The organism is Bacillus sp. TL12 (genome assembly GCF_022625245.1).
Taxonomy (GTDB): domain Bacteria; phylum Bacillota; class Bacilli; order Bacillales; family Bacillaceae_G; genus Bacillus_A.
Window position 1 is genome coordinate 28,430 of the sequence record NZ_JAJJBY010000032.1, and the last position, 22,932, is coordinate 51,361.

Annotated in this window: 24 protein-coding genes; 16 read left to right on the plus strand and 8 right to left on the minus strand. The window is 36.7% G+C overall.

All coding sequences use genetic code 11. The annotated features are described in order from the left end of the window. Positions 1–85 precede the first annotated feature (85 nt). From LOK41_RS22245 to trxA, 5 genes are all read left to right on the plus strand, one after another. On the plus strand, positions 86–673 hold the full coding sequence (locus LOK41_RS22245) for a TetR/AcrR family transcriptional regulator (protein WP_241818340.1): 588 nt from the start codon (positions 86–88) through the stop codon (positions 671–673). A gap of 11 nt (positions 674–684) precedes the next feature. Continuing rightward, positions 685–1,461 (plus strand): enoyl-CoA hydratase, encoded by a 777-nt coding sequence (locus LOK41_RS22250; protein WP_241818341.1) that lies wholly within the window; start codon positions 685–687, stop codon positions 1,459–1,461. Positions 1,462–1,540: 79 nt separating this feature from the next. Further along, on the plus strand, positions 1,541–2,314 hold the full coding sequence (gene etfB, locus LOK41_RS22255; protein WP_241818342.1) for an electron transfer flavoprotein subunit beta/FixA family protein: 774 nt from the start codon (positions 1,541–1,543) through the stop codon (positions 2,312–2,314). Positions 2,315–2,350: 36 nt separating this feature from the next. After that, positions 2,351–3,328: an electron transfer flavoprotein subunit alpha gene (gene etfA, locus LOK41_RS22260; RefSeq protein ID WP_241818343.1), complete on the plus strand. Its 978-nt coding sequence runs from the start codon at positions 2,351–2,353 to the stop codon at positions 3,326–3,328. A 567-nt stretch (positions 3,329–3,895) separates the two neighbouring features. After that, positions 3,896–4,210 (plus strand): thioredoxin, encoded by a 315-nt coding sequence (gene trxA / locus LOK41_RS22265; RefSeq protein ID WP_003200692.1) that lies wholly within the window; start codon positions 3,896–3,898, stop codon positions 4,208–4,210. 309 nt (positions 4,211–4,519) lie between these two features. Here trxA and LOK41_RS22270 read toward each other — a convergent pair whose 3' ends face one another. Then, on the minus strand, positions 4,520–4,765 hold the full coding sequence (locus tag LOK41_RS22270; RefSeq protein WP_241818344.1) for a cytoplasmic protein: 246 nt from the start codon (positions 4,763–4,765) through the stop codon (positions 4,520–4,522). A gap of 286 nt (positions 4,766–5,051) precedes the next feature. Between LOK41_RS22270 and uvrC the strand changes: the two genes are divergently transcribed. Next, positions 5,052–6,836: an excinuclease ABC subunit UvrC gene (gene uvrC, locus LOK41_RS22275; RefSeq protein ID WP_241818345.1), complete on the plus strand. Its 1,785-nt coding sequence runs from the start codon at positions 5,052–5,054 to the stop codon at positions 6,834–6,836. 309 nt (positions 6,837–7,145) lie between these two features. Here uvrC and LOK41_RS22280 read toward each other — a convergent pair whose 3' ends face one another. Beyond that, the gene (locus tag LOK41_RS22280) at positions 7,146–7,595 is read right to left on the minus strand and encodes a DUF2507 domain-containing protein (RefSeq protein WP_241818346.1); all 450 of its coding nucleotides are present in this window, start codon (positions 7,593–7,595) and stop codon (positions 7,146–7,148) included. A 312-nt stretch (positions 7,596–7,907) separates the two neighbouring features. Here LOK41_RS22280 and LOK41_RS22285 point away from each other — a divergent pair, with 312 nt between their 5' ends. From LOK41_RS22285 to LOK41_RS22305, 5 genes are all read left to right on the plus strand, one after another. After that, on the plus strand, positions 7,908–8,534 hold the full coding sequence (locus tag LOK41_RS22285) for a succinate dehydrogenase cytochrome b558 subunit (RefSeq protein ID WP_174098810.1): 627 nt from the start codon (positions 7,908–7,910) through the stop codon (positions 8,532–8,534). A 13-nt stretch (positions 8,535–8,547) separates the two neighbouring features. After that, positions 8,548–10,341, plus strand: coding sequence for a succinate dehydrogenase flavoprotein subunit (gene sdhA / locus LOK41_RS22290; protein ID WP_241818347.1), 1,794 nt, complete (start codon positions 8,548–8,550; stop codon positions 10,339–10,341). Then, on the plus strand, positions 10,334–11,095 hold the full coding sequence (sdhB, locus tag LOK41_RS22295) for a succinate dehydrogenase iron-sulfur subunit (RefSeq protein ID WP_001291832.1): 762 nt from the start codon (positions 10,334–10,336) through the stop codon (positions 11,093–11,095). Before sdhA ends, sdhB begins: the two co-directional genes overlap by 8 nt. A gap of 145 nt (positions 11,096–11,240) precedes the next feature. After that, positions 11,241–11,687 (plus strand): acyl-CoA thioesterase, encoded by a 447-nt coding sequence (locus tag LOK41_RS22300; RefSeq protein ID WP_241818348.1) that lies wholly within the window; start codon positions 11,241–11,243, stop codon positions 11,685–11,687. A 163-nt stretch (positions 11,688–11,850) separates the two neighbouring features. Continuing rightward, positions 11,851–12,045: a hypothetical protein gene (locus tag LOK41_RS22305; RefSeq protein ID WP_241818349.1), complete on the plus strand. Its 195-nt coding sequence runs from the start codon at positions 11,851–11,853 to the stop codon at positions 12,043–12,045. A gap of 106 nt (positions 12,046–12,151) precedes the next feature. On the opposite strand, the gene LOK41_RS22310 is transcribed toward LOK41_RS22305, so the two are convergent. Further along, positions 12,152–12,931 (minus strand): M15 family metallopeptidase, encoded by a 780-nt coding sequence (locus LOK41_RS22310; RefSeq protein WP_241818350.1) that lies wholly within the window; start codon positions 12,929–12,931, stop codon positions 12,152–12,154. Between the two features lie 233 nt (positions 12,932–13,164). Continuing rightward, a complete protein-coding gene (locus tag LOK41_RS22315; RefSeq protein WP_241818351.1) occupies positions 13,165–13,992 on the minus strand; it encodes a 5'-nucleotidase, lipoprotein e(P4) family in 828 nt (275 codons plus the stop codon). A gap of 371 nt (positions 13,993–14,363) precedes the next feature. On the opposite strand from LOK41_RS22315, the gene LOK41_RS22320 reads away from it, so the two are divergent. The 3 genes from LOK41_RS22320 (at position 14,364) to LOK41_RS22330 (ending at position 17,018) form a co-directional block, all read left to right on the plus strand. Then, positions 14,364–15,248 (plus strand): ABC transporter ATP-binding protein, encoded by an 885-nt coding sequence (locus LOK41_RS22320; protein WP_174098815.1) that lies wholly within the window; start codon positions 14,364–14,366, stop codon positions 15,246–15,248. Positions 15,249–15,250: 2 nt separating this feature from the next. Beyond that, positions 15,251–16,471 carry an ABC transporter permease gene (locus tag LOK41_RS22325; RefSeq protein ID WP_241818352.1) on the plus strand — a complete coding sequence of 407 codons (1,221 nt, stop codon included), beginning with the start codon at positions 15,251–15,253 and terminating at the stop codon, positions 16,469–16,471. Between the two features lie 115 nt (positions 16,472–16,586). Beyond that, the gene (locus LOK41_RS22330) at positions 16,587–17,018 is read left to right on the plus strand and encodes an Rrf2 family transcriptional regulator (RefSeq protein ID WP_174098817.1); all 432 of its coding nucleotides are present in this window, start codon (positions 16,587–16,589) and stop codon (positions 17,016–17,018) included. A gap of 56 nt (positions 17,019–17,074) precedes the next feature. On the opposite strand, the gene LOK41_RS22335 is transcribed toward LOK41_RS22330, so the two are convergent. Together LOK41_RS22335 and LOK41_RS22340 are read right to left on the minus strand one after the other, a co-directional pair. After that, positions 17,075–17,725 (minus strand): aquaporin, encoded by a 651-nt coding sequence (locus LOK41_RS22335; protein ID WP_241818356.1) that lies wholly within the window; start codon positions 17,723–17,725, stop codon positions 17,075–17,077. A gap of 283 nt (positions 17,726–18,008) precedes the next feature. Then, the gene (locus tag LOK41_RS22340) at positions 18,009–18,974 is read right to left on the minus strand and encodes a DMT family transporter (RefSeq protein ID WP_241818353.1); all 966 of its coding nucleotides are present in this window, start codon (positions 18,972–18,974) and stop codon (positions 18,009–18,011) included. A gap of 105 nt (positions 18,975–19,079) precedes the next feature. On the opposite strand from LOK41_RS22340, the gene LOK41_RS22345 reads away from it, so the two are divergent. Next, positions 19,080–19,652: a helix-turn-helix domain-containing protein gene (locus tag LOK41_RS22345; protein WP_241818354.1), complete on the plus strand. Its 573-nt coding sequence runs from the start codon at positions 19,080–19,082 to the stop codon at positions 19,650–19,652. Positions 19,653–19,842: 190 nt separating this feature from the next. Here the strand turns inward: LOK41_RS22345 and LOK41_RS22350 are convergent, their stop codons facing one another. After that, positions 19,843–20,028: a PspC domain-containing protein gene (locus LOK41_RS22350; protein WP_241818355.1), complete on the minus strand. Its 186-nt coding sequence runs from the start codon at positions 20,026–20,028 to the stop codon at positions 19,843–19,845. A gap of 210 nt (positions 20,029–20,238) precedes the next feature. Then, positions 20,239–22,062: an APC family permease gene (locus LOK41_RS22355; protein WP_174098821.1), complete on the minus strand. Its 1,824-nt coding sequence runs from the start codon at positions 22,060–22,062 to the stop codon at positions 20,239–20,241. A 638-nt stretch (positions 22,063–22,700) separates the two neighbouring features. On the opposite strand from LOK41_RS22355, the gene gerE reads away from it, so the two are divergent. After that, complete coding sequence (gene gerE, locus LOK41_RS22360; RefSeq protein ID WP_000659484.1) at positions 22,701–22,925, plus strand: spore germination transcription factor GerE; 225 nt, start codon at positions 22,701–22,703, stop codon at positions 22,923–22,925. Positions 22,926–22,932 lie beyond the last annotated feature (7 nt).

Consider the following 22,932-nt stretch of genomic DNA (forward strand, 5'->3'; position numbering starts at 1 on the left):
ATTGACAATTTTTACAATAGTCAGTATTATTGAGGTATGAATGATTATTCATTCAGTCATTCATCATCTTGAAGGGGACAGTAAAGTGAAAAAAAATCGACCAAAATATAACCAAATTATTGATGCGGCGGTTATTGTGATTGCAGAAAATGGATACCATCAAGCACAGGTTTCAAAAATTGCAAAGCAAGCTGGCGTTGCTGATGGGACTATTTATTTATATTTTAAAAATAAAGAAGATATACTAATTTCCTTATTCCAAGAGAAGATGGGAGAATTTATTGAAACAATTCGTCAAAAAACAGCAGGAATTGAAAGCGCTGTATCGAAGTTATTTATGTTGGTAGAAACGCACTTCTTGCTGTTGTCGCAAAATGATCCTCTTGCTATCGTTACTCAACTAGAGCTTCGGCAATCCAACCAAGACCTGCGCTTCAAAATAAATGAAGTGTTAAAAGGATATTTACAAGTCATTGATGAAATTTTGGAAACAGGTATAGGGCAAGGTGAGTTTAATGCGGATTTAAATGTTCGCATAGCAAGACAAATGATCTTCGGAACAGTAGATGAAGTTGTGACCAATTGGGTAATGAGCGATCATAAATATAATTTGGTCGCACTTTCAAAAACGGTACATGGGCTGCTTGTTTCAGCTTGTGGTTATCGTCAATAATGGGAGGGATCATGTTGAAATTCCTATCTGTAACAGTAGAAGACCATATCGCGGTGGCGACATTAAATCATCCGCCAGCTAACGCTATGTCTTCACAAGTTATGCATGACGTTACTGAGTTAATTGATCAAGTCGAAAAGGATGAAAATGTCCGCGTTGTTGTTCTTCATGGCGAAGGACGCTTTTTCTCAGCAGGAGCAGATATTAAAGAGTTTACTTCTGTTGAGGAAGCGAAACAAGCGACAGAGCTAGCACAGCTTGGACAAGTTACGTTTGAGCGTGTAGAAAAGTGCTCAAAACCAGTTATTGCGGCAATTCATGGAGCGGCACTTGGCGGTGGTCTTGAATTCGCTATGTCTTGCCACATGCGCTTTGTAACTGAAAGTGCAAAGCTTGGTTTACCAGAATTAACGCTTGGACTCATTCCTGGCTTTGCAGGTACACAGCGTTTGCCACGCTACGTTGGTAAAGCGAAGGCTTGTGAAATGATGTTAACAAGTACGCCGATTACAGGCGCACAAGCGTTAGAATGGGGACTTGTTAATGGGGTATTCCCTGAAGAGTCGCTGTTAGAGGATACTCTTCAAATTGCAAAACAAATTGCTAGTAAAAGCCCAGCGACAACTCGTGCTGTGTTAGAGTTATTACAAACAACAAAATCATCTCATTATTATGAAGGTGTGCAGCGTGAGGCGCAAATATTTGGGGAAGTGTTTACGAGTGAAGATGGAAGAGAAGGTGTAGCGGCATTTTTAGAAAAACGCAAACCTTCATTTAGTGGTAGGTAGTTCAAATTATTTTTTTAGTATAAATTAACAGAATATTAAAATTGGTGGAATCTTTCTGAAAAACAAGGGGGTAAATGGAATGAACATCTACGTACTCATGAAACGAACATTTGATACAGAAGAGAAAATCGCAATTAAAAACGGTGCAATTTATGATGGCGAAGCGGAATTCATCATCAACCCTTACGATGAATATGCGATTGAAGAAGCAATTCAAGTAAGAGACGGACAAGGCGGTGAAATTACAGTTGTAACAGTTGGCGGTGTAGACAGCGAAAAAGAACTTCGCACTGCGCTAGCAATGGGCTGTGATAAAGCGGTATTAATTAATATCGAAGATGATGTTGAGAATGGTGACCAATTTACAACAGCAAAAGTGCTTGTTGAGTACTTAAAAGATAAAGAAGCAGACTTAATTTTAGCTGGAAACGTAGCGATTGATGGCGCGTCTGGACAAGTTGGCCCTCGCGTAGCTGAAGCACTAAATATTCCATATGTAACAACAATTACGAAGCTTGAAATTAACGGTACAAGCGTGAAAATTGAGCGCGATGTTGAAGGTGATACTGAAGTGATTGAAACATCATTACCACTTTTAGTAACAGCACAACAAGGGTTAAATGAACCGCGTTATCCATCGCTTCCAGGTATTATGAAAGCGAAGAAAAAACCGCTTGAAGAACTAGAATTAGATGATTTAGATTTAGAGGAAGTTGATGTGGAAGCAAAGACAAAAACAATTGAAATCTATTTGCCTCCTAAGAAAGATGCAGGAAAAGTGTTACAAGGCGAGCTGCAAGATCAAGTAAAAGAACTTGTATCGTTGCTCCATACAGAAGCGAAAGTAATCTAATAAAATACGAAATTATATATGCAGGAGGGAAAATCTATGGCTCGTAAAGTATTAGTAATGGGTGAAGTTCGTGACGGATCACTACGTAACGTTTCATTTGAGGCAGTAGCAGCAGCAAAAACAATTGCAGAAGGCGGTGAAGTAGTTGGCCTTCTAGTTGGAGAGAGCGTTGCATCTTTTGCAAATGAATTGATTCATTACGGTGCAGATCGCGTTGTGACAGTTGAAAATGATAAATTAAAATCATATACATCCGATGGCTATGCACAAGCGTTTCTTGCTGTGTATACTGAGGAAAAGCCTGAAGGAATCGTATTTGGGCACACGGCGCTTGGTAAAGATTTATCGCCAAAGCTAGCTGCAAAACTTGAAGCTGGTCTTGTTTCCGACGTCACTGCATTAGAAGTAGCGGGTGGTAATGTTGTATTCACACGCCCAATTTACTCTGGTAAAGCGTTTGAGAAGAAGATTGTAACAGATGGCATTTTATTTGCGACAGTACGTCCAAATAACATTACGCCACTAGAAAAGGATGAAGCGCGTACAGGTGATGTGTCTTCTATTGCAGTTGATGTAAAAGATTTACGTACAATCATTCAAGACGTTGTGCGTAAAACGGCAGAAGGTGTAGATCTTTCAGAAGCGAAAGTTATTATTGCTGGCGGACGCGGCGTGAAAAGTGAAGCTGGTTTTAAACCGTTAAAAGAACTAGCAGATGTATTAGGCGGTGCTGTTGGAGCATCACGTGGTGCGTGTGACGCAGAGTATTGCGATTACTCACTGCAAATTGGCCAAACAGGTAAAGTTGTTACGCCAGACTTATATATCGCATGCGGTATTTCCGGCGCGATTCAACATTTAGCAGGTATGTCTAACTCAAAAGTAATCGTTGCAATTAATAAAGATCCAGAAGCAAGTATCTTCAAAGTAGCTGACTATGGTATTGTGGGCGACTTATTTGAAGTGGTTCCTTTATTAACAGAAGAGTTTAAAAAGTTAAAAGTGCATTCTTAATTTGAGTAACCCTTGAGTTCCAAGTGAAATACCCCTATATATAGAAAAAACGGGAGGTCCCCTGCCTCTCGTTTTTTAGCACGTATTTCTTTCTGATATAAAATTCGCGGCTATGAAAACAAAAGGAGGCTTGCACTCATTTTCTCTTTTTGTTTTGACATGGCATGGGGCTAAAAAAGGGCCTGACCGCTTCTATGCATGGCTGGATGCTCTTTTCCACCTAAAAAAGAAAGGTTTTATGTCGGTTTTTATATTGTGTTCATATATGTTGATTTTTTGACATATAATTCGCGGCTATGAAAACAAAAGGAGACTTGCACTCATTTTCTCTTTTTGTTTTGACATGGCATGGGGCTAAAAAAGGACCTGACCGCTTCTATGCATGGCTGGATGCTCTCTTCCCATCTAAAAAAAGAAAGTTTTTTCATTACGTATCTATATAGCTTGTATTTTTATATAGTATAAAGAGACCCTTTTTTGTTACAATACATAACGATACATAATATTCGCCACGTATATAACTTAATGATATACTTTTGGTAGAATACACTTGAAGGAGGAAATAAAATGGCAATTGTAAACGCAACTGACCAAAACTTCGCAGCTGAAACTAGCGAAGGTATTGTATTATTAGATTTCTGGGCACCATGGTGTGGACCTTGTAAAATGATCGCTCCTGTATTAGAGGAAATCGATGCAGAATTAGGCGAAAAAGTAAAAGTAGTAAAAGTAGACGTTGATGAAAACCAAGAAACTGCTCGCAGTTTTGAAGTTATGAGCATTCCATCTCTTTTCGTATTAAAAGATGGTAAAGTGGTTGACCAAGCGTTAGGTTACAAACCAAAAGAAGCGTTAGTAGAACTAGTTTCTAAACACTTCTAGTCGAAAAAGCTGCCGTAGGGCAGCTTTTTATTTATCCCGCCTTAACGGGCAGTAAGACTCCCACCTCAAAATTCAGCGAAGGCATTGTTCAGCTCTAGCGGGAATCTCCGGTCGTTTCGCCCCCTCGGACGAGGTGAAAAGCGTCTCTCCGCCTAAGGCTCCAACGTCCTACGATTCTGAGCGAGCCGCTTCCGCTTTTTTAAAGAAGGTAGGTGGGAGATCAACTGCCCGTAAAGGCCCGATTGGTGAGGGCTGATAATCAGTGGGGGACGAAGAAAACCCCACTGATTAAAGTTTCACTTTATCTCATTAAAACCATCTTTGATGCATTTCTTTTAGAAAGCTTTCTGTGATTTTGTATCCAGAATTCTCTCCGATAACAGAGTCAATACCACAATAGGGACACGTTGCTGTATTATCATCATCACACCATTCATCAATTTTAATTGGATTAAAAATTTTTAAACAATAAAAACAACCACATATAGTATCTTTTTCTAAGGAAGCTCTATTATGAGAACTAAAACGGTGTGCATCTTTAAAATGTTTTTCCATTGTTATCCTCCTGTTTACGCTGTTCTTTGATTGTCATATTTGAATGAATTTTTTTGTTTTATGCCCAAATCGTTTGTATCGTGTATTATTAAAATTTAAAAGGAAAAAATCCCAAATTCTATTTTTTTAGTTTAACATGAAAATCAATAGTAAAATACGATGTGAAAAGATAAAAATATGTATAATAATTTCATTTTTTTTGCGCTTTCCGTTACAATGAAAGAACGTATGTTGGGGATATTGTGTTTAAAAATCATATAAGTATATAAGAAACGGAGGTATACGAGTGCACGAGCATTTAAAAGAAAAGTTAGCGATTTTACCAGATCAACCAGGTTGTTATTTAATGAAAGATAAACAAGGAACAGTTATATATGTCGGGAAGGCGAAGGTGCTTAAAAATCGTGTGCGCTCGTATTTTACCGGTTCGCATGATGGAAAGACACTCCGTCTTGTTGGAGAAATTGTTGACTTTGAATATATTGTTACTTCTTCGAATTTAGAGGCTCTCATTTTAGAATTAAATTTAATTAAAAAGTATGATCCGCGGTATAACATTAAATTAAAAGATGATAAAACATATCCATTTATTAAAATTACAGCAGAAAAGCAGCCACGGTTGCTTATTACAAGAAATGTAAAAAAAGATAAAGGGAAATATTTTGGGCCTTATCCGAATTCACAGTCAGCGCATGAAACGAAAAAGCTACTGGATCGTATGTATCCGCTGCGTAAGTGTACAAAAATGCCAGATAAAGTGTGCTTGTATTATCATATGGGGCAATGTCTAGCGCCTTGTGTTAAAGAAGTAACCGATGAACAAAATAAAGAAATTGTTGATGGGATTACAAAATTTTTAAATGGTGGACATAAGGAGACCCGTTCAGAACTTGAAAAGAAAATGTATGAAGCATCCGAGAAATTAGAATTTGAGCGAGCGAAAGAGTTGCGCGATCAAATCGCCCATATGGATGCAATTATGGAAAAACAGAAGATGATTATGAATGATATTGTTGACCGTGATGTATTTGGGTATGCGGTTGATAAAGGCTGGATGTGCGTGCAAGTTTTCTTTGTTCGGAAAGGTAAGTTAATCGAGCGTGATGTCTCTTTGTTTCCAATCTATGATGAGCCTGAAGAAGGATTTTTAACATTTATCGGTCAATTTTATGAACAAAACAACCATTTTAAACCGAAGGAAATTGTAGTGCCAGGAAGTATTGACCCTGAGTTAGTAGAGCGTTTCTTAGAAGTTGATGTAACGCAGCCAAAACGAGGAAAGAAAAAAGACCTCGTTGAATTGGCAAATAAAAATGCGAAAATCGCTTTAGAAGAGAAGTTTTATTTAATTGAACGTGATGAAGAACGTACAGTTAAAGCTGTTGAAAATTTAGGTAAGCAGCTTGATATTGAAACGCCATATCGTATTGAAGCATTTGATAACTCAAATATTCAAGGTACGAATCCAGTTTCCGCTATGATTGTCTTTATTGATGGAAAGCCAGCGAAAAAAGAGTATCGAAAATATAAAATAAAAACGGTTCAAGGGCCGGACGATTATGAATCGATGCGAGAGGTTGTACGTAGGCGTTATACGCGCGCTTTAAAAGAAAACTTGCCACTACCTGATTTAATTGTGATTGATGGAGGGAAAGGACATCTCGCAGCTGCTAGTGATGTGCTTGAAAATGAACTTGGGCTATATATTCCGATGGCTGGACTTGTTAAAGATGATAAGCACCGTACATCGCATTTAATTATTGGCGATCCACCTGAGCTTGTTGCACTTGGAAGAAATAGCCAAGAGTTTTATTTGTTGCAGCGTATCCAAGATGAAGTACACAGATTTGCAATTACGTTCCATCGTCAGCTTCACGGGAAATCAATTATTCAATCTGCTTTAGATGGGATTCCTGGAATTGGAGAGAAGAGAAAAAAGGTATTGTTAAAACACTTTGGATCACTAAAAAAGATGAAAGAAGCCTCAGTGACAGAATTTGTCGAAGCAGGAATGCCGCAAAATGTTGCAGAAACCATTTATTCCTATTTAACAGATAAGAAGACGTTGTAGTTTACAATGTCTTCTATTTTTTGATATAATTTCAGAAGATTAAAAATAATTAGAAGTGAATGAATATACAATGTGAATCCATTTTGATTTTTCGACATATAATCTGTAGCTATGAAAATAAAAACAGTTTTCCACTCATTTCCTTCTTTTGTTTTCACACGGTATGGGGAGAAAAAAGCACTGACCGCTTCTATGCATGGCCGGATGCTCTCTCTACTTAAAAAGAAAAGGTTTATGTCGTTTTTTAATTTGGATTTATATAGAAAAGTCAACTAAACCTATATATCTAGTTGACTGTTAATGTAGATTCTACACTTCGACAGGATCTTTTACGTCCCATTTTACAAGAAATGTGATAGAATCTGAACGTTTTTTTTGCTCTTCATATGACTCTGCAACAACATTTCGCTGTGCTTGAATTTGCTCTGCAACAAATCCAGTCTCTAATTGGTAAGAAGAATGTCTATTTTGCTTTTGGCGCTCTGTAATGAGCGGGCTTGTTAGCTGAAAATGCATTTCACGGCGTTTATGCTCGATGATGTTCAAACGGCCCCAACCAGCTTTTTCAAAGAAATGAATGACGTCTTCAATCGTCTCTAGCGGATATTTTCGTGCTAGGTTTCTGCCAGCCCAGTATAAGATGTCATCTAATTCTTTTCCAATTAGGTCAGGTAATACTTCTTCACGCAGCAATTCATAAGCGAAGGCGTTCAATGAAACATCTTCAAAAGATGCGATATCAATTGTATTTTTGCTCACAATATTCCCCTCTTTCTATAGGAATTATTATATAACATTTCTCATTTATAAAAACAGAACTTTCTTTAGGGAAATCTGAATATAGGGGAAGAAAAAAGGAATTGGCAAATTATATGCAAATTATGTACAAATTATGTATACGTTTTCTTGACGCTTCGACAAAAATAGGAGTAAAATGAACTTGGTATCAAATTATGCTGAAATATTTCGAATAATTTTTTCAGTTTTTCTTATAGCAATAGTGAAAAAACATTATTGTTATAAACTAATACTGGAAGCAGCAGTCAAACATTCAAGGGGGGTAATGGGGACATGAAAGGCCGCGAGTATACGTTTCGCAAGTGGCACTCATTAATGGGGGTCATCCCGGTTGGTGTCTTTTTGACACAACATTTAGTAGTAAATAATTTTGCAACAAGAGGAGCAGAGGCTTTTAACAAAGCTGCTCATTTTATGGAGCTCCTTCCATTCCGTTATGCGCTAGAAATTTTCGTCATCTTTTTACCGATACTGTACCATGCTATATATGGATTATATATTGCATTTACAGCTAAGAACAATGCAACATCTTATAGTTACTTCCGTAACTGGATGTTTGTTTTTCAAAGAATTTCAGGGGTGTTCACGCTTATTTTCATAGCTTGGCACGTTTGGCAAACTCGTATTCAAGCATTGTTAGGTGCGCAGGTAAATTATGATATGATGGCAGATATTTTAAATAATCCAGCTATGTTTGGCTTCTATTTAGTTGGGGTTATATCAACAATTTTCCACTTTGCAAATGGACTATGGACATTCTGCATTAGCTGGGGAATTACAGTATCGCCACGTTCACAACGTATCTCTACTTATGTAACATTAGCTATTTTCTTAGGTTTATCTTATGTAGGTGTGAGTGCATTATTAGCGTTCATCGATCCACAGCTAGCAAATCAGTAAGGAGTGGGAGAGCATGAAAGGGAAACTTATAGTAGTCGGCGGTGGCTTGGCCGGCTTAATGGCAACGATTAAGGCAGCAGAAGCAGGAGTAAACGTGGAACTGTTCTCTTTAGTACCAGTAAAACGTTCGCATTCTGTATGTGCACAGGGTGGCATTAACGGTGCCGTAAATACGAAAGGTGAAGGGGATTCTCCATGGATCCACTTTGACGATACAATTTATGGTGGGGACTTCTTAGCGAACCAACCACCAGTTAAAGCAATGTGTGAAGCAGCGCCTGGTATTATTCATTTAATGGACCGTATGGGTGTTATGTTTAACCGTACAGAAGAAGGACTTCTTGATTTCCGCCGTTTCGGAGGAACACAACATCACCGTACAGCATTTGCTGGTGCAACAACAGGACAACAGTTGTTGTACGCGTTAGATGAGCAAGTGCGTCGTCATGAAGTAGCAGGACTTGTAACGAAATATGAAGGTTGGGATTTCTTACGGGCTGTTGTGGATGACGAGGGTGTATGCCGCGGAATCGTTGCACAAGACTTACAATCTATGGAGATTAAGAGTTTCCGAGCTGATGCCGTGATTATGGCAACAGGGGGCCCTGGTATCATCTTCGGAAAATCGACAAACTCTATTATTAATACAGGTACGGCAGCATCTGCTGTATATCAACAAGGTGCATATTATGCAAATGGTGAGTTTATTCAAATTCACCCAACTGCAATTCCAGGGGACGATAAATTACGTCTAATGAGTGAATCTGCACGTGGTGAAGGTGGACGCGTTTGGACATATAAAGATGGTAAACCATGGTACTTCTTAGAAGAGAAATACCCTGCATATGGAAACCTTGTACCTCGTGATATCGCAACGCGTGAAATCTTTGACGTGTGTGTAGAACAAAAACTAGGTATTAATGGTGAAAACATGGTGTATCTAGATCTTTCTCATAAAGATCCGAAAGAGTTAGATATTAAACTTGGTGGAATCATTGAAATCTATGAAAAATTCACAGGTGATGATCCTCGTAAACTACCGATGAAAATCTTCCCAGCTGTTCACTACTCAATGGGCGGACTATGGGTTGATTACAAGCAAATGACAAGTATTCCAGGGTTGTTCGCAGCAGGTGAGTGTGATTACTCTATGCACGGCGGTAACCGATTAGGTGCGAACTCATTATTATCAGCGATTTATGGCGGTATGGTAGCAGGACCAAACGCGATTGAATATATGAAAGGTCTTTCAAAATCATCTGATGCTGTTTCATCAGCTACCTATGAGCAAAATGAGCTAATCGAAACAGAGAAATTTAACAATATTTTAACGTTAGACGGTAATGAAAATGCATATGTTCTTCATAAAGAGCTTGGAGAATGGATGACAGATAACGTAACAGTAGTTCGTGAAAATAAAAAGTTACAAGAAACAGATGCAAAAATTGTAGAGTTAATGGAGCGTTATAAACGCATTAACATTAACGATACCGCGAAATGGAGTAACCAAGGTGCTTCATTTACACGTCAGTTGGCAAACATGTTTGAATTAGCTCGTGTTATTACAATTGGTGCATATAACCGTAATGAAAGCCGCGGTGCACATTATAAACCAGAATTCCCAAATCGTGATGATGCGAACTTCTTAAAAACGACAATGGCTAAGTTTGAGGGAGAAGGAAATGCACCAGCATTCCATTACGAAGACGTTGATATTTCATTAATCAAACCACGTAAACGTGATTATTCTTCAAAACATGATGTAGCTGCTAAGGGTGAAGAGAAGGGGGATAAACAACATGTCTGAGAAAACAATCCGCCTCATCATTACGAGACAAGATGGACCAGATGCACAATCGTTTGATCAAGAATTTGAGATTCCATATCGTCCAAATATGAATATTATTTCGGCTCTTATGGAAATTCGTCGTAATCCTGTTGATGCAAAAGGAAATCAGACAACTCCTGTTGCATGGGATATGAACTGTTTAGAAGAAGTATGTGGTGCTTGTTCTATGGTGATTAATGGTAAACCGCGTCAATCATGTACGGCTCTTATCGATAAATTAGAACAACCAGTTCGTATAAAACCGATGAAGACATTCCCGGTTGTACGTGACTTACAAGTTGACCGTAGCCGTATGTTTGATGCGTTAAAACGTGTTAAGGCTTGGGTTCCAATTGATGGTACGTATGATCTAGGGCCAGGACCAAGAATGCCAGAGAAAAAACGTCAATGGGCATATGAGCTTTCGAAATGTATGACATGTGGTGTTTGCTTAGAGTCATGTCCAAACGTGAACAGTAAATCTGACTTTATTGGACCAGCACCACTTTCACAAGCGCGTTTGTTTAACTCACATCCAACTGGTGAAATGCATAAAGCAGAGCGCTTACGTGCGATTATGGGTGATGGTGGACTTGCGAACTGTGGTAACTCACAAAACTGCGTGCAATCATGTCCAAAAGGTATACCATTAACAACATCAATTGCAGCATTAAACCGTGATACAACAATTCAGTCGTTTAAAGATTTCTTTGGTAGCGACAATAACTATTAATAAATATTGCCTCTTCGATTCGAAGAGGCAATATTTATATAGATTGATAATCCTAGTTTACTTATCGCTTTAATTTTTTGTTTCTTCTGAAATTTAAGTTTGAGCGTACACTACTTATTAGAATAGAAGAAAAGGAGAGACGATTATGAAGAAGATTTCTTATATTGAAGACTTTGAGAAATGGGAAAAAGGTTTTTCATTTTATATTCCTGTGAAAGTTCGTTTTTGTGAAACAGATATGTTTGAACACATGAATAATGGGGTCGCCTTTACATACTTTGAGGAGGCACGTATTGAATTTTTTAAAGAATTAGGTTTTATGCAAGAATGGACACATGAAGCATCCGAAACAATGATTGTTGTTGCTGACTTACAATGTAACTTTTTGAAACAGATCTTTTTTGATGAAAACTTAAAAGTTTATGTGAAAGCTGAATCTATTGGAAACTCTTCTTTAGATTTGCACTATATGGTGAAAAATGAAACTGGGGAAGTTTGTTTAGTAGGGCGCGGGGCAATGGTACAAGCATCGAAGAAAACGGGAAAAGGATCACCTTGGCCTGAAGAATGGAAGCAAAAGTTACTACAATAAGGTGAGATATGAATAAAGTAGGCGCATATAAAAAATAATAATGTTGGCGGAGGACCTAATGACCATCTATTATTTTTGTTTTGAGGCTATATCGTACTCTGATAATCTGGAAAAACACGACAGTATAGGAGCGTTTATTAATTGTTGGGTAGGCTCAAGTGATATGAATTCAGCATGGACCGAAGCGAATCGCTACATTGAGAATGAAGGCTGGAAAATAATAAATGTTAAAGATCAATTTATTGCAGATCGAAAGCAGTACGAGACGGATTATGAATTAAAGGAAGAACTTGAGTGTTTTGATCTAGCCAAAAAGGATGGGATTGCCGCGATCCTTTACACATGGTCTGAAGAATAATGAGATATAGTATGTTAAGTGAAAAGAAATAAAAGTAGAAAACATATTATATATGGTTAATATGTTTTCTACTTTATTTTTTATGTCTGAATAAGAGAGAATTCTCTTATTTTTTTGCCCCCATTGCTTCTTCTAATGTTAAGTGATGTTTGTGTAAGTATGTAGCATATGGATTACCGACGTATCTAAGGTGCCACGGTTCATATGAGTATTCTGTTGTATCTGTTTTATCTTCTAAATAGCGAATGACAAAGCCGAATTCATGAGCATGTTTGGCTACCCATTTTCCTTCGTCTGTTTCGCCAAAAATAGGTTCTAACTGATATTTTGCAGATTTAGAGCTAATATCCATTGCAAGGCCTGTTTGATGTTCACTTGTTCCAGGGATTGCGCTTACTGAATCTGCTTCAGCTTGTCCTTGTCGTTTTACGTACATATTATGTAATGATTGTTGTCGTTTATAAGAGCGGTATCCTGATACAGCAGTAAGTTCTAGTCCTTGCTCTTTTGCTGCATGGAACATTTTTTCTAGTGCTGTCGCGGCATCTTTACGAAGTAATGTTTTTTCTTTATCTTTTGGATATGCAAATGGAATGTCTGGTCTTATAAGGTCATCTGGTGTATAGCCATCTGGTAATTTACGATGCTTATTTACTAATACAAGAGGTGAATCCGGATTTGTAACAAGGGAGAAGTTCTCATCTGTTTTTTTGGCTGTATGAGCTGCTTTTGGAAATGCAGGAATTTCTTCTTTTGGATGTTCAATATGTTTCTTTGTTTCGACAGCTTTCGCTTCATTTTGTAGTGGAGATTTAGAGCCGAAGTAAGCGAAGGATGTGATACCGATTACAATCGCAGTGGCAGAAATAATAATTACTTTTTTCATAACGCTGTGTAATCTCAGTCCTTTCATATAGTTTGTCTAACAGTCTTTATTATAAGTCTAGTTATTATAAAAAGAAATATAAGAGTCATAACGTAATAGAATTGCAAAGAAAATGTCAAAAAATGTGTGATTTTGTTGAATTTTATATGTGACGTTCAGATATATGCATAATTGGATTTAGGGAATTGGAAGAGGAAATAGCAAAAAAGGATGGCCTAGGCCATCCTTTTTTGCTATTTTACTTCAAATGATTTTAAGTTATCACGACGAATTTTATCTTTTTCTGCATCAGATTTTTTGAAGTTGTAATCATATAGTGCACCTTCCCAATCACCGTACATTGGGTTAGGGAAAATGATAAATTTTTCGCCAAACTGTGCTTTTGTTTCTTCAACTGTTTGATTACGATCTTTTACAGATTTTCCATCGAATCCAGTGAAGTCAGATAAGTTGTCACCAAAGAATAGGACAATATCATGCGATTGTGAAACAAGTTCACGGCGCTTTTCTTTTCCTTTTTCTTTCGGATCTTGTAGTAAAATATGTTCTTTTGTTGCTTGCGGAGCACCAACGCGCTCAAGGTTTTTAATTGTTGCATCTAGTTGGTTTGTTTTGCGGTTTGAAATGTAATAAATGTCTACACCTTTAGATTCCGTATATTTTAAGAAGTCAATTGCACCAGGAAGAGCCTCAGCTTCTGCTTTATTGATCCACTCATCCCATTTATAAGGGTAGCCCTTTCCTTCTTTAATAGTCATTGCTTGGTGAGGACTGTTATCTAAAACAGTCTCATCTAAATCTAGTACAATTGCTGGCTTTTTGCTTGTACCTTTTGCAAGAGCTGCATCAAGTTTCAATTGTCCAATGTTATACCCTTGATAATACAATGCTTTCGTTTCACCAGCTGTTTGGAACCATAAATCAGCCATGAGTTGCTGGTCTGTTAATTTTACTTTTTCTTCTTTTGCCACAGTTTTCTCTGCTGTTCCTGAACATCCTACAAGTGATGTAGAGAGAACGGCTACAGATAATAATGTGGTAATTCCCCTTTTCATCTTCATATGTATCCTCCTTGATGTAAATAAATCATTTAATATTATATATTAAAATATAATATTTTACGTAATCTTTTTTATGAACTTTTGCATATTGTCCTTTGTATATACAGTAGTATGTCCTAGTTAAGTATAATAAGTAAAGAATTAGATGATGATAAATGACAATTATAATTGTCATAATGACAATTATAATTGACGAATGCTAGATTTTTATTTACAATTTTAACTAAATAAAACAAATGGTGGATGGATATATGAGTGATCTTAAATTTAATTATAAAAATTAAAAGATTTATATATGTTACAATATTTTTCCTGTATTCAACATACCATTTAGAAGATTGGAAGAATGATGAAAAAGGGGAGGGCTATATTTGAGCTTGCAAATAAAAAACTTAACGAAAATATTTGGAGAATCAAAAGCGGTCAATCAATTAAAAATTTCATTACCAAAAGGTGAAGTGTTAGGACTACTTGGAAGAAATGGTGCAGGAAAAACGACAACGATTAAAATGCTCCTTGGTTTATTAACTCCTAATGAAGGATCCATTACGTGGAATGGGAAAGCAATTTCTCAAAGCGGTGTAACAATTGGCTATCTTCCGGAAGAAAGAGGATTATATACGAAAAGTAGAGTGATAGACCAGCTTCGCTATTTCGGTAGATTAGAAGGAATGACGAAAAAAGAAGTAGACCGTGCAATTGATCGATGGTTAGAAAAATTAGCGATCCCGGAATATAAATACAAAACGGCGGGGGAGCTTTCAAAAGGAAATCAGCAAAAAATCCAATTAATTGCTGCGCTTATTCACGATCCAGAGCTCCTTATTTTAGATGAGCCGTTTAGCGGACTAGATCCAGTGAATGCTGGTATGTTAGCAAACATTATTGAAGAACAAGTGCAAAGCGGAAAAACAATTATCTTGTCTAGCCATCGTATGGAACAAGTAGAAGCGTTCTGCCAACATGTGTGTATTTTGAAAAAAGGGGAAGCGGTTGTAGAAGGGAAACTAAGCGATATTAAGCAAGAATACGGTTTTCGAAATTTAACAATTGAAGATGCGGCGGAAAATGAACAAGCATTACAAGCCTTACATATTTCGTATGAAAAACAACAAGGACTGCTATATGTGAAAGTCCATGATGATGCAGAAGCTTTAATGATTTTAAAGAAATTGCAGGAACAAGGTATAAGCTTAAGACAATTTAAAATGTTAGAGCCGACGCTAAACGAAATATTTGTAGAAAGGGCGAAATAACAATGCGTAAATTTTCTCATGTATTTTCATTTTATTTTAGAGAATCATTTTTATCTAAAAAATCTTTGATTACGAGTGCTATTTTATTTTTAATTGTGTTTGGGATTGTAGCGTTTACCCACTTTACTTCTGATACAGATAAAGGGAAAGATAAAATTGCGGTGGTAACAGAAAGTGCTACATATAAAGTAAAAGAAAGTGATTTAAATAAATTACTTCCTTCAGCAAAAGTAACTGTAGCCTCAAAGGAAGAGTTTGATAAACTGTATAAGAAAGTGGAAGAAGGAGATTTAGACGGTTTATTTCATATCACAGAAAAAATTGGTATTCCAGAAGTTACGTATATGTATAGTGGATTTCCAAGTCAGTCAACTTCTACGCTCATGGTAAGTTATTTGAAGGAGCAATACACAGCTGTAATGATTGAGAAGAATAATGTTTCACCAGAAGTAGCAAAACAATTGCAAATGGAAATTCCGATGAAGCAAGAGGCAATAAAAGATCGGGCATCTTCCTTTGGTATCGGTTATGCATTTTCGTTTGCATTGTATATGTTTATTATCTCATTTGGAAATGCAATTGGGACAACAATTGCATCTGAAAAAGCATCACGTGTTATGGAACTTATGCTTCCAAAAGTAAAACCGCTTACAATGATGTATGCGAAAATTTTAGCTGTTGTAGCTACAGCTTTATTACAAATTGCTGTACTTGCTTGTGGATTTATCATTCCGTATTTATTAGGATGGATTGATTTAAATAATGCTTCAATATTTGGACTTTCTTTAGATTTTTCAACTTTAGATACATTAGTAATCAGTATGTTTATTATCTACTTTATTACAGGATATTTACTATATGCGATGTTATACGCAGCGGCTGGAGCAGTTGTATCTAAGCTAGAAGATTTACAATCAGTTGCATTGCCGATTACATTTTTAGGTATGGGAGCATTCTTCATTAGTATGAAGTCGTTATTTGATCCAAATAGTACACTGGTTTTAATCAGTTCCTATATTCCATTTTTTACACCGATGGTTACGTTCTCGCGCGTTGTAGCTGGTGAAGCAGGAGCATTAGAGATTAGCGTTACATTAGCAATTTTAGTTGTAACAATTTTAATTATTAATTGGATTGCAAGCCGTATTTACGTCAATGGTGTGATGACTTATTCTGATAAAGTGAAATTTAAAGATTTAGCTAAATTTATTAAGCGTCAATAACCATGAAAGCATGATTTTTAGGGAATCATGCTTTTTCTTTATGTATAAATGAAATATAGTATATAATGATAAGTATCATCTTTTGATAGAATGAACGTAAAGGAGGGGCGTGCAGATGGGAATTAGTAGCCGTTTTACAGTAGGTGTTCATATGTTAACGTTACTTGCGATAGATCGAAGCTCTCGCTGTACCTCTGAATGGATTGCTGGTAGTGTGAATACAAATCCAGTAGTGATTCGCCGCATTACAGGAATGTTAAAAAGAGCGGGTCTTGTTGATGTCCAAGCAGGAAAGGGTGGCACATCGCTTGCTCGTGATTTAGAGGAAATTACATTACTTGATGTATATAAGGCAGTGGAAGTAGTCGAAGAAGGACATCTATTTTCTTTCCATGAGAGTCCTAACGTTGAATGTCCAGTAGGGGCTAATATTCAATCAGTCTTAGAGATTATATTGATGCAAGCGCAGGAAGCAATGGAAAATGTGCTTGCGAACGTAACAGTTCAGCAACTTGTTACAAATTTACAATCAAAGATTCAAAAGTAAAAAGCGAGTCTCATATAAATGGGCTCGCTTTTTTACTTTCAGAAATACTGAAAATTCTATTTTTCAGTATTTAATGCAAATTTCCCTACAATGGCAGCAACGATACCACCAAGAATTGGAGCAACAATAAATACCCATAATTGAGATACAGCTTCTCCGCCAGCAAATAAAGCTGGTGCTAGGCTACGTGCAGGGTTAACTGAAGTTCCTGTTAATGGGATGCCTTGTAAGTGAACTAATACTAACGTGAAACCAATTACTAATCCAGTGAACTGTGCATTACCCTTTTTACCTGTTACAGCAATAATAACTAAAATAAAGACGAATGTTAAAATAAATTCAACTAAGAAAGATCCTGTTAATCCAAGTTTTCCAAAACCATTTTGTCCTAAGTTATCTAAAGATAGATTAGCAGATTTTAAAATTGTTACTAATGTTGTAGTTCCTAGTAACCCCCCTAAAACTTGAGCTAATAAGTAACAGCCAAGCTCCTTAGCATTCATTCGTTCGTTTATGAACATGGCAATTGATACTGCTGGGTTTACGTGACATCCAGAAATCGTTCCAATGCTATATGCCATAGCGACAATTGATAATCCGAAAGCCATGGCGATTCCTAAAATACCAATCCCCTCAATTCCGCCGCCTAAAACAGCAGTTCCAGTTCCGAATAATACAAGTACAAAAGTACCAATAAATTCAGAAATTCCTTTTTTTTAGCATAATTTTCCTCCTTTAAATAGGCATGAAAACGTATTATAACATAGAATGATGCTGTTCTAATTATAAACAGGGAATGAAAAAATATTCCGATTAAATAAATGATTAAGATTTATCCCGCATTAACGGGCAGTAAGACCCTGATTGGTGAGGGGGGATAATCATTGAGGGATGAAGAAACACTCACTGACTAAGGTTTCACTTTATACGATTTCAATTACATAAAAAAGCATGGTTCTCGAAAGAAGAATCATGCTTTTTAACGCCCTGTTATGCTGTTTTCTTTTGCCTAGCGACCGGAACAGAACGATTCAAAATGCTATTTGCGACCATTCCAGCCATAATGATAATCATCCCAATAAGTGAAAGCCCGATCGGAAACGAACCATTTAAGAAAATAATTTCACCAAGAACAGTAAATATCATCGTTCCGGCTTGCGTTGCTTCTACAGCTCCTAGTAAGGAAAGATTATCTTTCGCTAAATCTGTTGCAAAGAAAAACGTCATTGTGGCAATAACGCCTGAACATAATGCTAATAAAAATCCTTGAAGCATTTGGCCTGATGTTGGCATACTCGTTTCCCAAAAACCATATATTCCAAGAATAACTGCTATGGGAAGGCTACCAATCGCCATTCCTAATACACGTTGGAAGGTATCAAGGCGTCCCCCTACAACTTCCATCATTTTTCGATTGCCAAATGGATATAGGAAAGCTGCGAGAACAACAGGAAGAAAACCGGATATAAATTGAGTTGCTGTAATATGCCCAGCTTCGGTTGCTTGCATACAAATGACACCGATTAAAATGAAAAGTGATACGTATAAACTACGAAGTGGGATTTTTCCCCGTACTCGTTTTGGACCTGTTTTTGTTTCGGTGGTAATAAAAAATAATGGCGATAGTAGCAAACCAGCAAGTATTGTAACTTGCCAAGTTCCTGCAACAAGCCAAGCTGGAGAAAAGACGGCTGCAAAGCTTAATAAAGAATAAAAACCGGTGCCTGCTAAAGACCCCCAGCCTAGCCATGCAAAAGGATGTTTTCGCATTTCTGACCATAGTCCCCCGAGGTTTTTGCGAAATAAAACGATAAGGAATAAAATAGGAAGAGCAAATAAAAAACGGAAAGAAGCAGTCCACGCCCAGCTTGTTCCGGATACATTCATCGCTCTGTTAATAATAAATGTTGCAGAGAAAAAAGCGGATGATAAAATACCTAATAATATTGCACGCATAATGCGGAAGCACTCCCTTCGAGGTTCGAAACATTTATGTATAGTATAATATACTTATATAAAATAAAAGTAAACTATTTTATACTTTAAGGTGGTTTTGTTAATATGAAAGAAAAAGAGGATATGCAAACAAAAGAAGTCATTCAGCAAGTTGGTCAGTTATTACGACAAATTCGTAATGAACAAAAATTAAGTTTAGAAGAATTGGCACAAAAAACAGGAGTTAGTAAATTAACATTAGGAAAAATTGAAAGAGGTGAAACGAATCCAACATTAGCCGTCATCTGGAAAATTACGAAGGGGTTGTCAATCCCGTTGTCGAGATTAATGGTAGTTGGAGAGCCAGTAGCTATTTCACGATCAGGGGAAGGGTTTGCGGTAGATGCAGGGCAGGCATGGCGATTAGAAACTATATTTCGATATACGAAAGAAACCGATATGGAGATGCATCGTGCTTGTTTAAGGCCCCGTAGTATATACGAACCGGAGTCTCACCATGAGGGAGCGATCGAACTCGTTACAGTTATGAAAGGACAAGTCGCGATTCAAGTTGAAAATGACGTGTATGAATTAAATGAATTTGATTCGATTCAGTTTGAAGCAAATAAGAAGCATAGTTACAAAAATGCTGGAGATGAGGTTGCTGTTTTACATTTAACGATGAAGTATTCTTCGTAACGGAAAATCGGTATAAAACCTATTTTTTTAGGTGGGAGAGAGCATCCGGCCATGTGTAGAAGTAGTCAGCTCCTTTTTTACTCCATGCCAAGTGAAAGTAAAGCGGGGAAGCCAGTGAGGTTATAGCCATGACTTATGTGTTAAAACGTTAAAATGTATAAAAAAGGCACTGATTGGGCACCGGTGCCTTTTAGTAAGAACGTGGCATAAGCAATAGACAAACGAGGTAAGCTAAAAAACCTGTTCCGAAACATAGAATCGCAATAACCCAAAGGATACGAATCATACTAGCGCTTATATCGAAATATTCTCCTAAACCACCGCATACACCAAATAACATTTTATTAATTTCAGATCTACGTAACTTTTTTTCCATTATAAAATCTTCTCCTTTTTAATATCACCATGTTTTTCTTTTATGTATTGGTGATACCTTATACTTTTATCTTACATGGAAAAGAATATGGAAACTATTGAATTATATTACATTTTTCTGAAAAAAGATTGCAGTTTTGTAAGGCGTTTTTAGGAATATGCACCTAAATGGAAATGGATAGAAAGGTTTCTTTTTAGGTGCATATTTTTGTTATTTTTGAAAGCGATAAGGTGCAGTCGTAACAATAACATTTTGCTTATATAAAAGGTATACGCGTAATAATACACTTGATTGATTGTGTAAAACGTTATGCCATCTTTTTTTAGTGATGAATTGTGGAATAAGAACTGTAACAAAATGATTCTTTTCCTCTGCCTTATGCTGAATAATCGTAATTAATTTTGCGATAGGTCGCATTAAGCTTCGGTAAGATGAGACAAATGTAACAAGACGAATGTTTGGTTGCCACTCTTTCCATTTTTCCTGCATACGTATTTCGCTTTCTTTATCAAAAGCTACATATACAGCGATAACTTGATCACCAATTGTTTCCGCGTAATTGATAGATTGTTCGACTACTTTTGTAATACCGGCGATGGGTACGATGACGACATTACCAGTCATTTTTTTAGGGAGGTTAGTGCAATCAATACGTAACTGTTCTCCCACCGCAACGTAATGATTATGAATGCGGTGAAAGATGAAAACAATGATAGGTAGGAAAACAAGAACGGACCATACGTGTGTGAATTTAGTAATGAAAAAAATAAGAAGTACAGTTAATGAGATGAGGGCACCTAGTAAGTTTGTTAATAATTTTGGTACCCAGCCTTGTGGTTTTTCGCGTAGCCACTTTATAATCATCCCTGTTTGTGACAATGTAAAAGGAATAAATACTCCGACAGCATATAGCGGAATTAATTGTTCGGTTTTACCTTGAAAGGCCATAATTAAAAATATAGAACCGATGCCTAGTGTAATAATTCCATTTGAATAGCCTAATCGATCTCCACGCATTAAATACATACGCGGCATATATTTATCTGATGCTAAATTAAATGCTAAAAGTGGAAATGCTGAAAACCCTGTGTTGGCAGCTAGCACTAAAATAAGAGCAGTTGTTCCTTGAATAAAGTAATACACAAAATTTCTTCCAAATATATTTGAAGCAATTTGAGACACGACAGTTTCATTATGTTTAGGTGCGATTCCATACCAATATGCTAAAAACGTGATACCAGTAAATAAAACCGCAAGAATCATGCCCATGATAACTAATGTTTTTGCTGCATTTTTTGCAGCAGGTTCTTTAAAGTTTGGAATCGCATTGGAAATGGCCTCTACTCCTGTTAAAGCGGAACAGCCAGATGAAAATGCCTTCAACAAAAGGAAGAGTGTAATTCCAGGCACGACAGTTCCCATCGGTGCATGTAAATTGGCGGGAGCTTGTCCAGAAGAAATCTTAAAAATACCTACAATTATTAAAATAACAAGTGCTAATACAAAGAGATAGACCGGATACGCCAATATCGAAGCGGATTCAGTTACGCCTCGCAGGTTTAAAATTGTAATGAACATTACAAGGATGACTGCGATAGGAACAGTATAGGTATGCAGCGCTGGAAATGCTGATGTAATAGCATCGGTTCCAGCAGAAACACTTACGGCTACAGTAAGGATGTAATCAACAAGTAGGGATCCTCCTGCAATGAGCCCGGCATTTGTGCCTAAATTTTCTTTTGAAACAACATAAGCACCACCTCCGTGTGGATAAGAAAAAATGATTTGCCTATACGATAAAATGAGCGCTGTCAATAAAATAAGAACTCCTATTGCGATGGGGATGGAATACCAAAAAGCAATTGCCCCAAATGCCGCCAGTACAATTAAAATTTGTTCTGTTCCATAAGCAACAGAAGAAAGGGCGTCAGAAGACAGAATAGCGAGTGCTTTTAGTTTGTTTAATTTTTGTTCCCCTAATGCTGTTGATTTAAGTGGTCTACCGATTAGAACACGTTTGAAGGCTGAAAACATAATGACACCACCAATACATAAAATTTTGCAGATGAAGCGTATTGTTAGAAATATCTACATTCCTACCTAGTAGTATTAGCGTTTTTTCACTGAATCTTTCTGAAAAGAAGAAGGTAATAACTGGAGTGAATGGTCTTAGGGGGAGAAAGGGTAGGTTTCTTTTTTATCTAATCTAATATTGTGATTGAATTGTTATTTTCAATAAGAGATATAAGTAAAGAGAAAGTTTAAGTGAAATTTGCTTAGACTTTTTTATTTAAGAAAGAAAGTGCATGGGTTTACAATACATAATTAGTTATTATAAGAAATCTTACCTTCTGTGCATTGAATGTTGAAAAACATGCTTAAGCATTAAGATGTAAATTTTAAATAAGAGAAGCAGGTTGTTATGAGATAAATAATTATGTATATGATGAGCATTTTCGCGTTTATTATTTAGTAATTTTTTGTGGATAGTGAGTTGGTGTTTAAAAAGGGATTTTGAGAAATTCTGAAATGCATATAGAGCGTAAATAACGTATGCAATTTAGCCCATTTTCATTCACCTCTTGCACATTTTGTTCATACAATATCTTGACTAAATAAACACCCAACTTACACATATACAGCTCTGGCTTAAGCAAGGAGGGTTATACCAGTTGAAGGAAAAAGCATATCAATCTAAACCTTTATTGACAAAGAGAGAGAGAGAAGTGTTTGAATTATTGGTTCAAGATAAAACGACGAAAGAAATTGCAGGTGAACTTTTTATTAGTGAGAAGACCGTACGTAACCATATATCAAATGCAATGCAAAAGCTAGGGGTTAAAGGACGTTCACAAGCGGTTGTTGAGCTTCTTCGTATGGGAGAACTCGAATTATAAACAGATG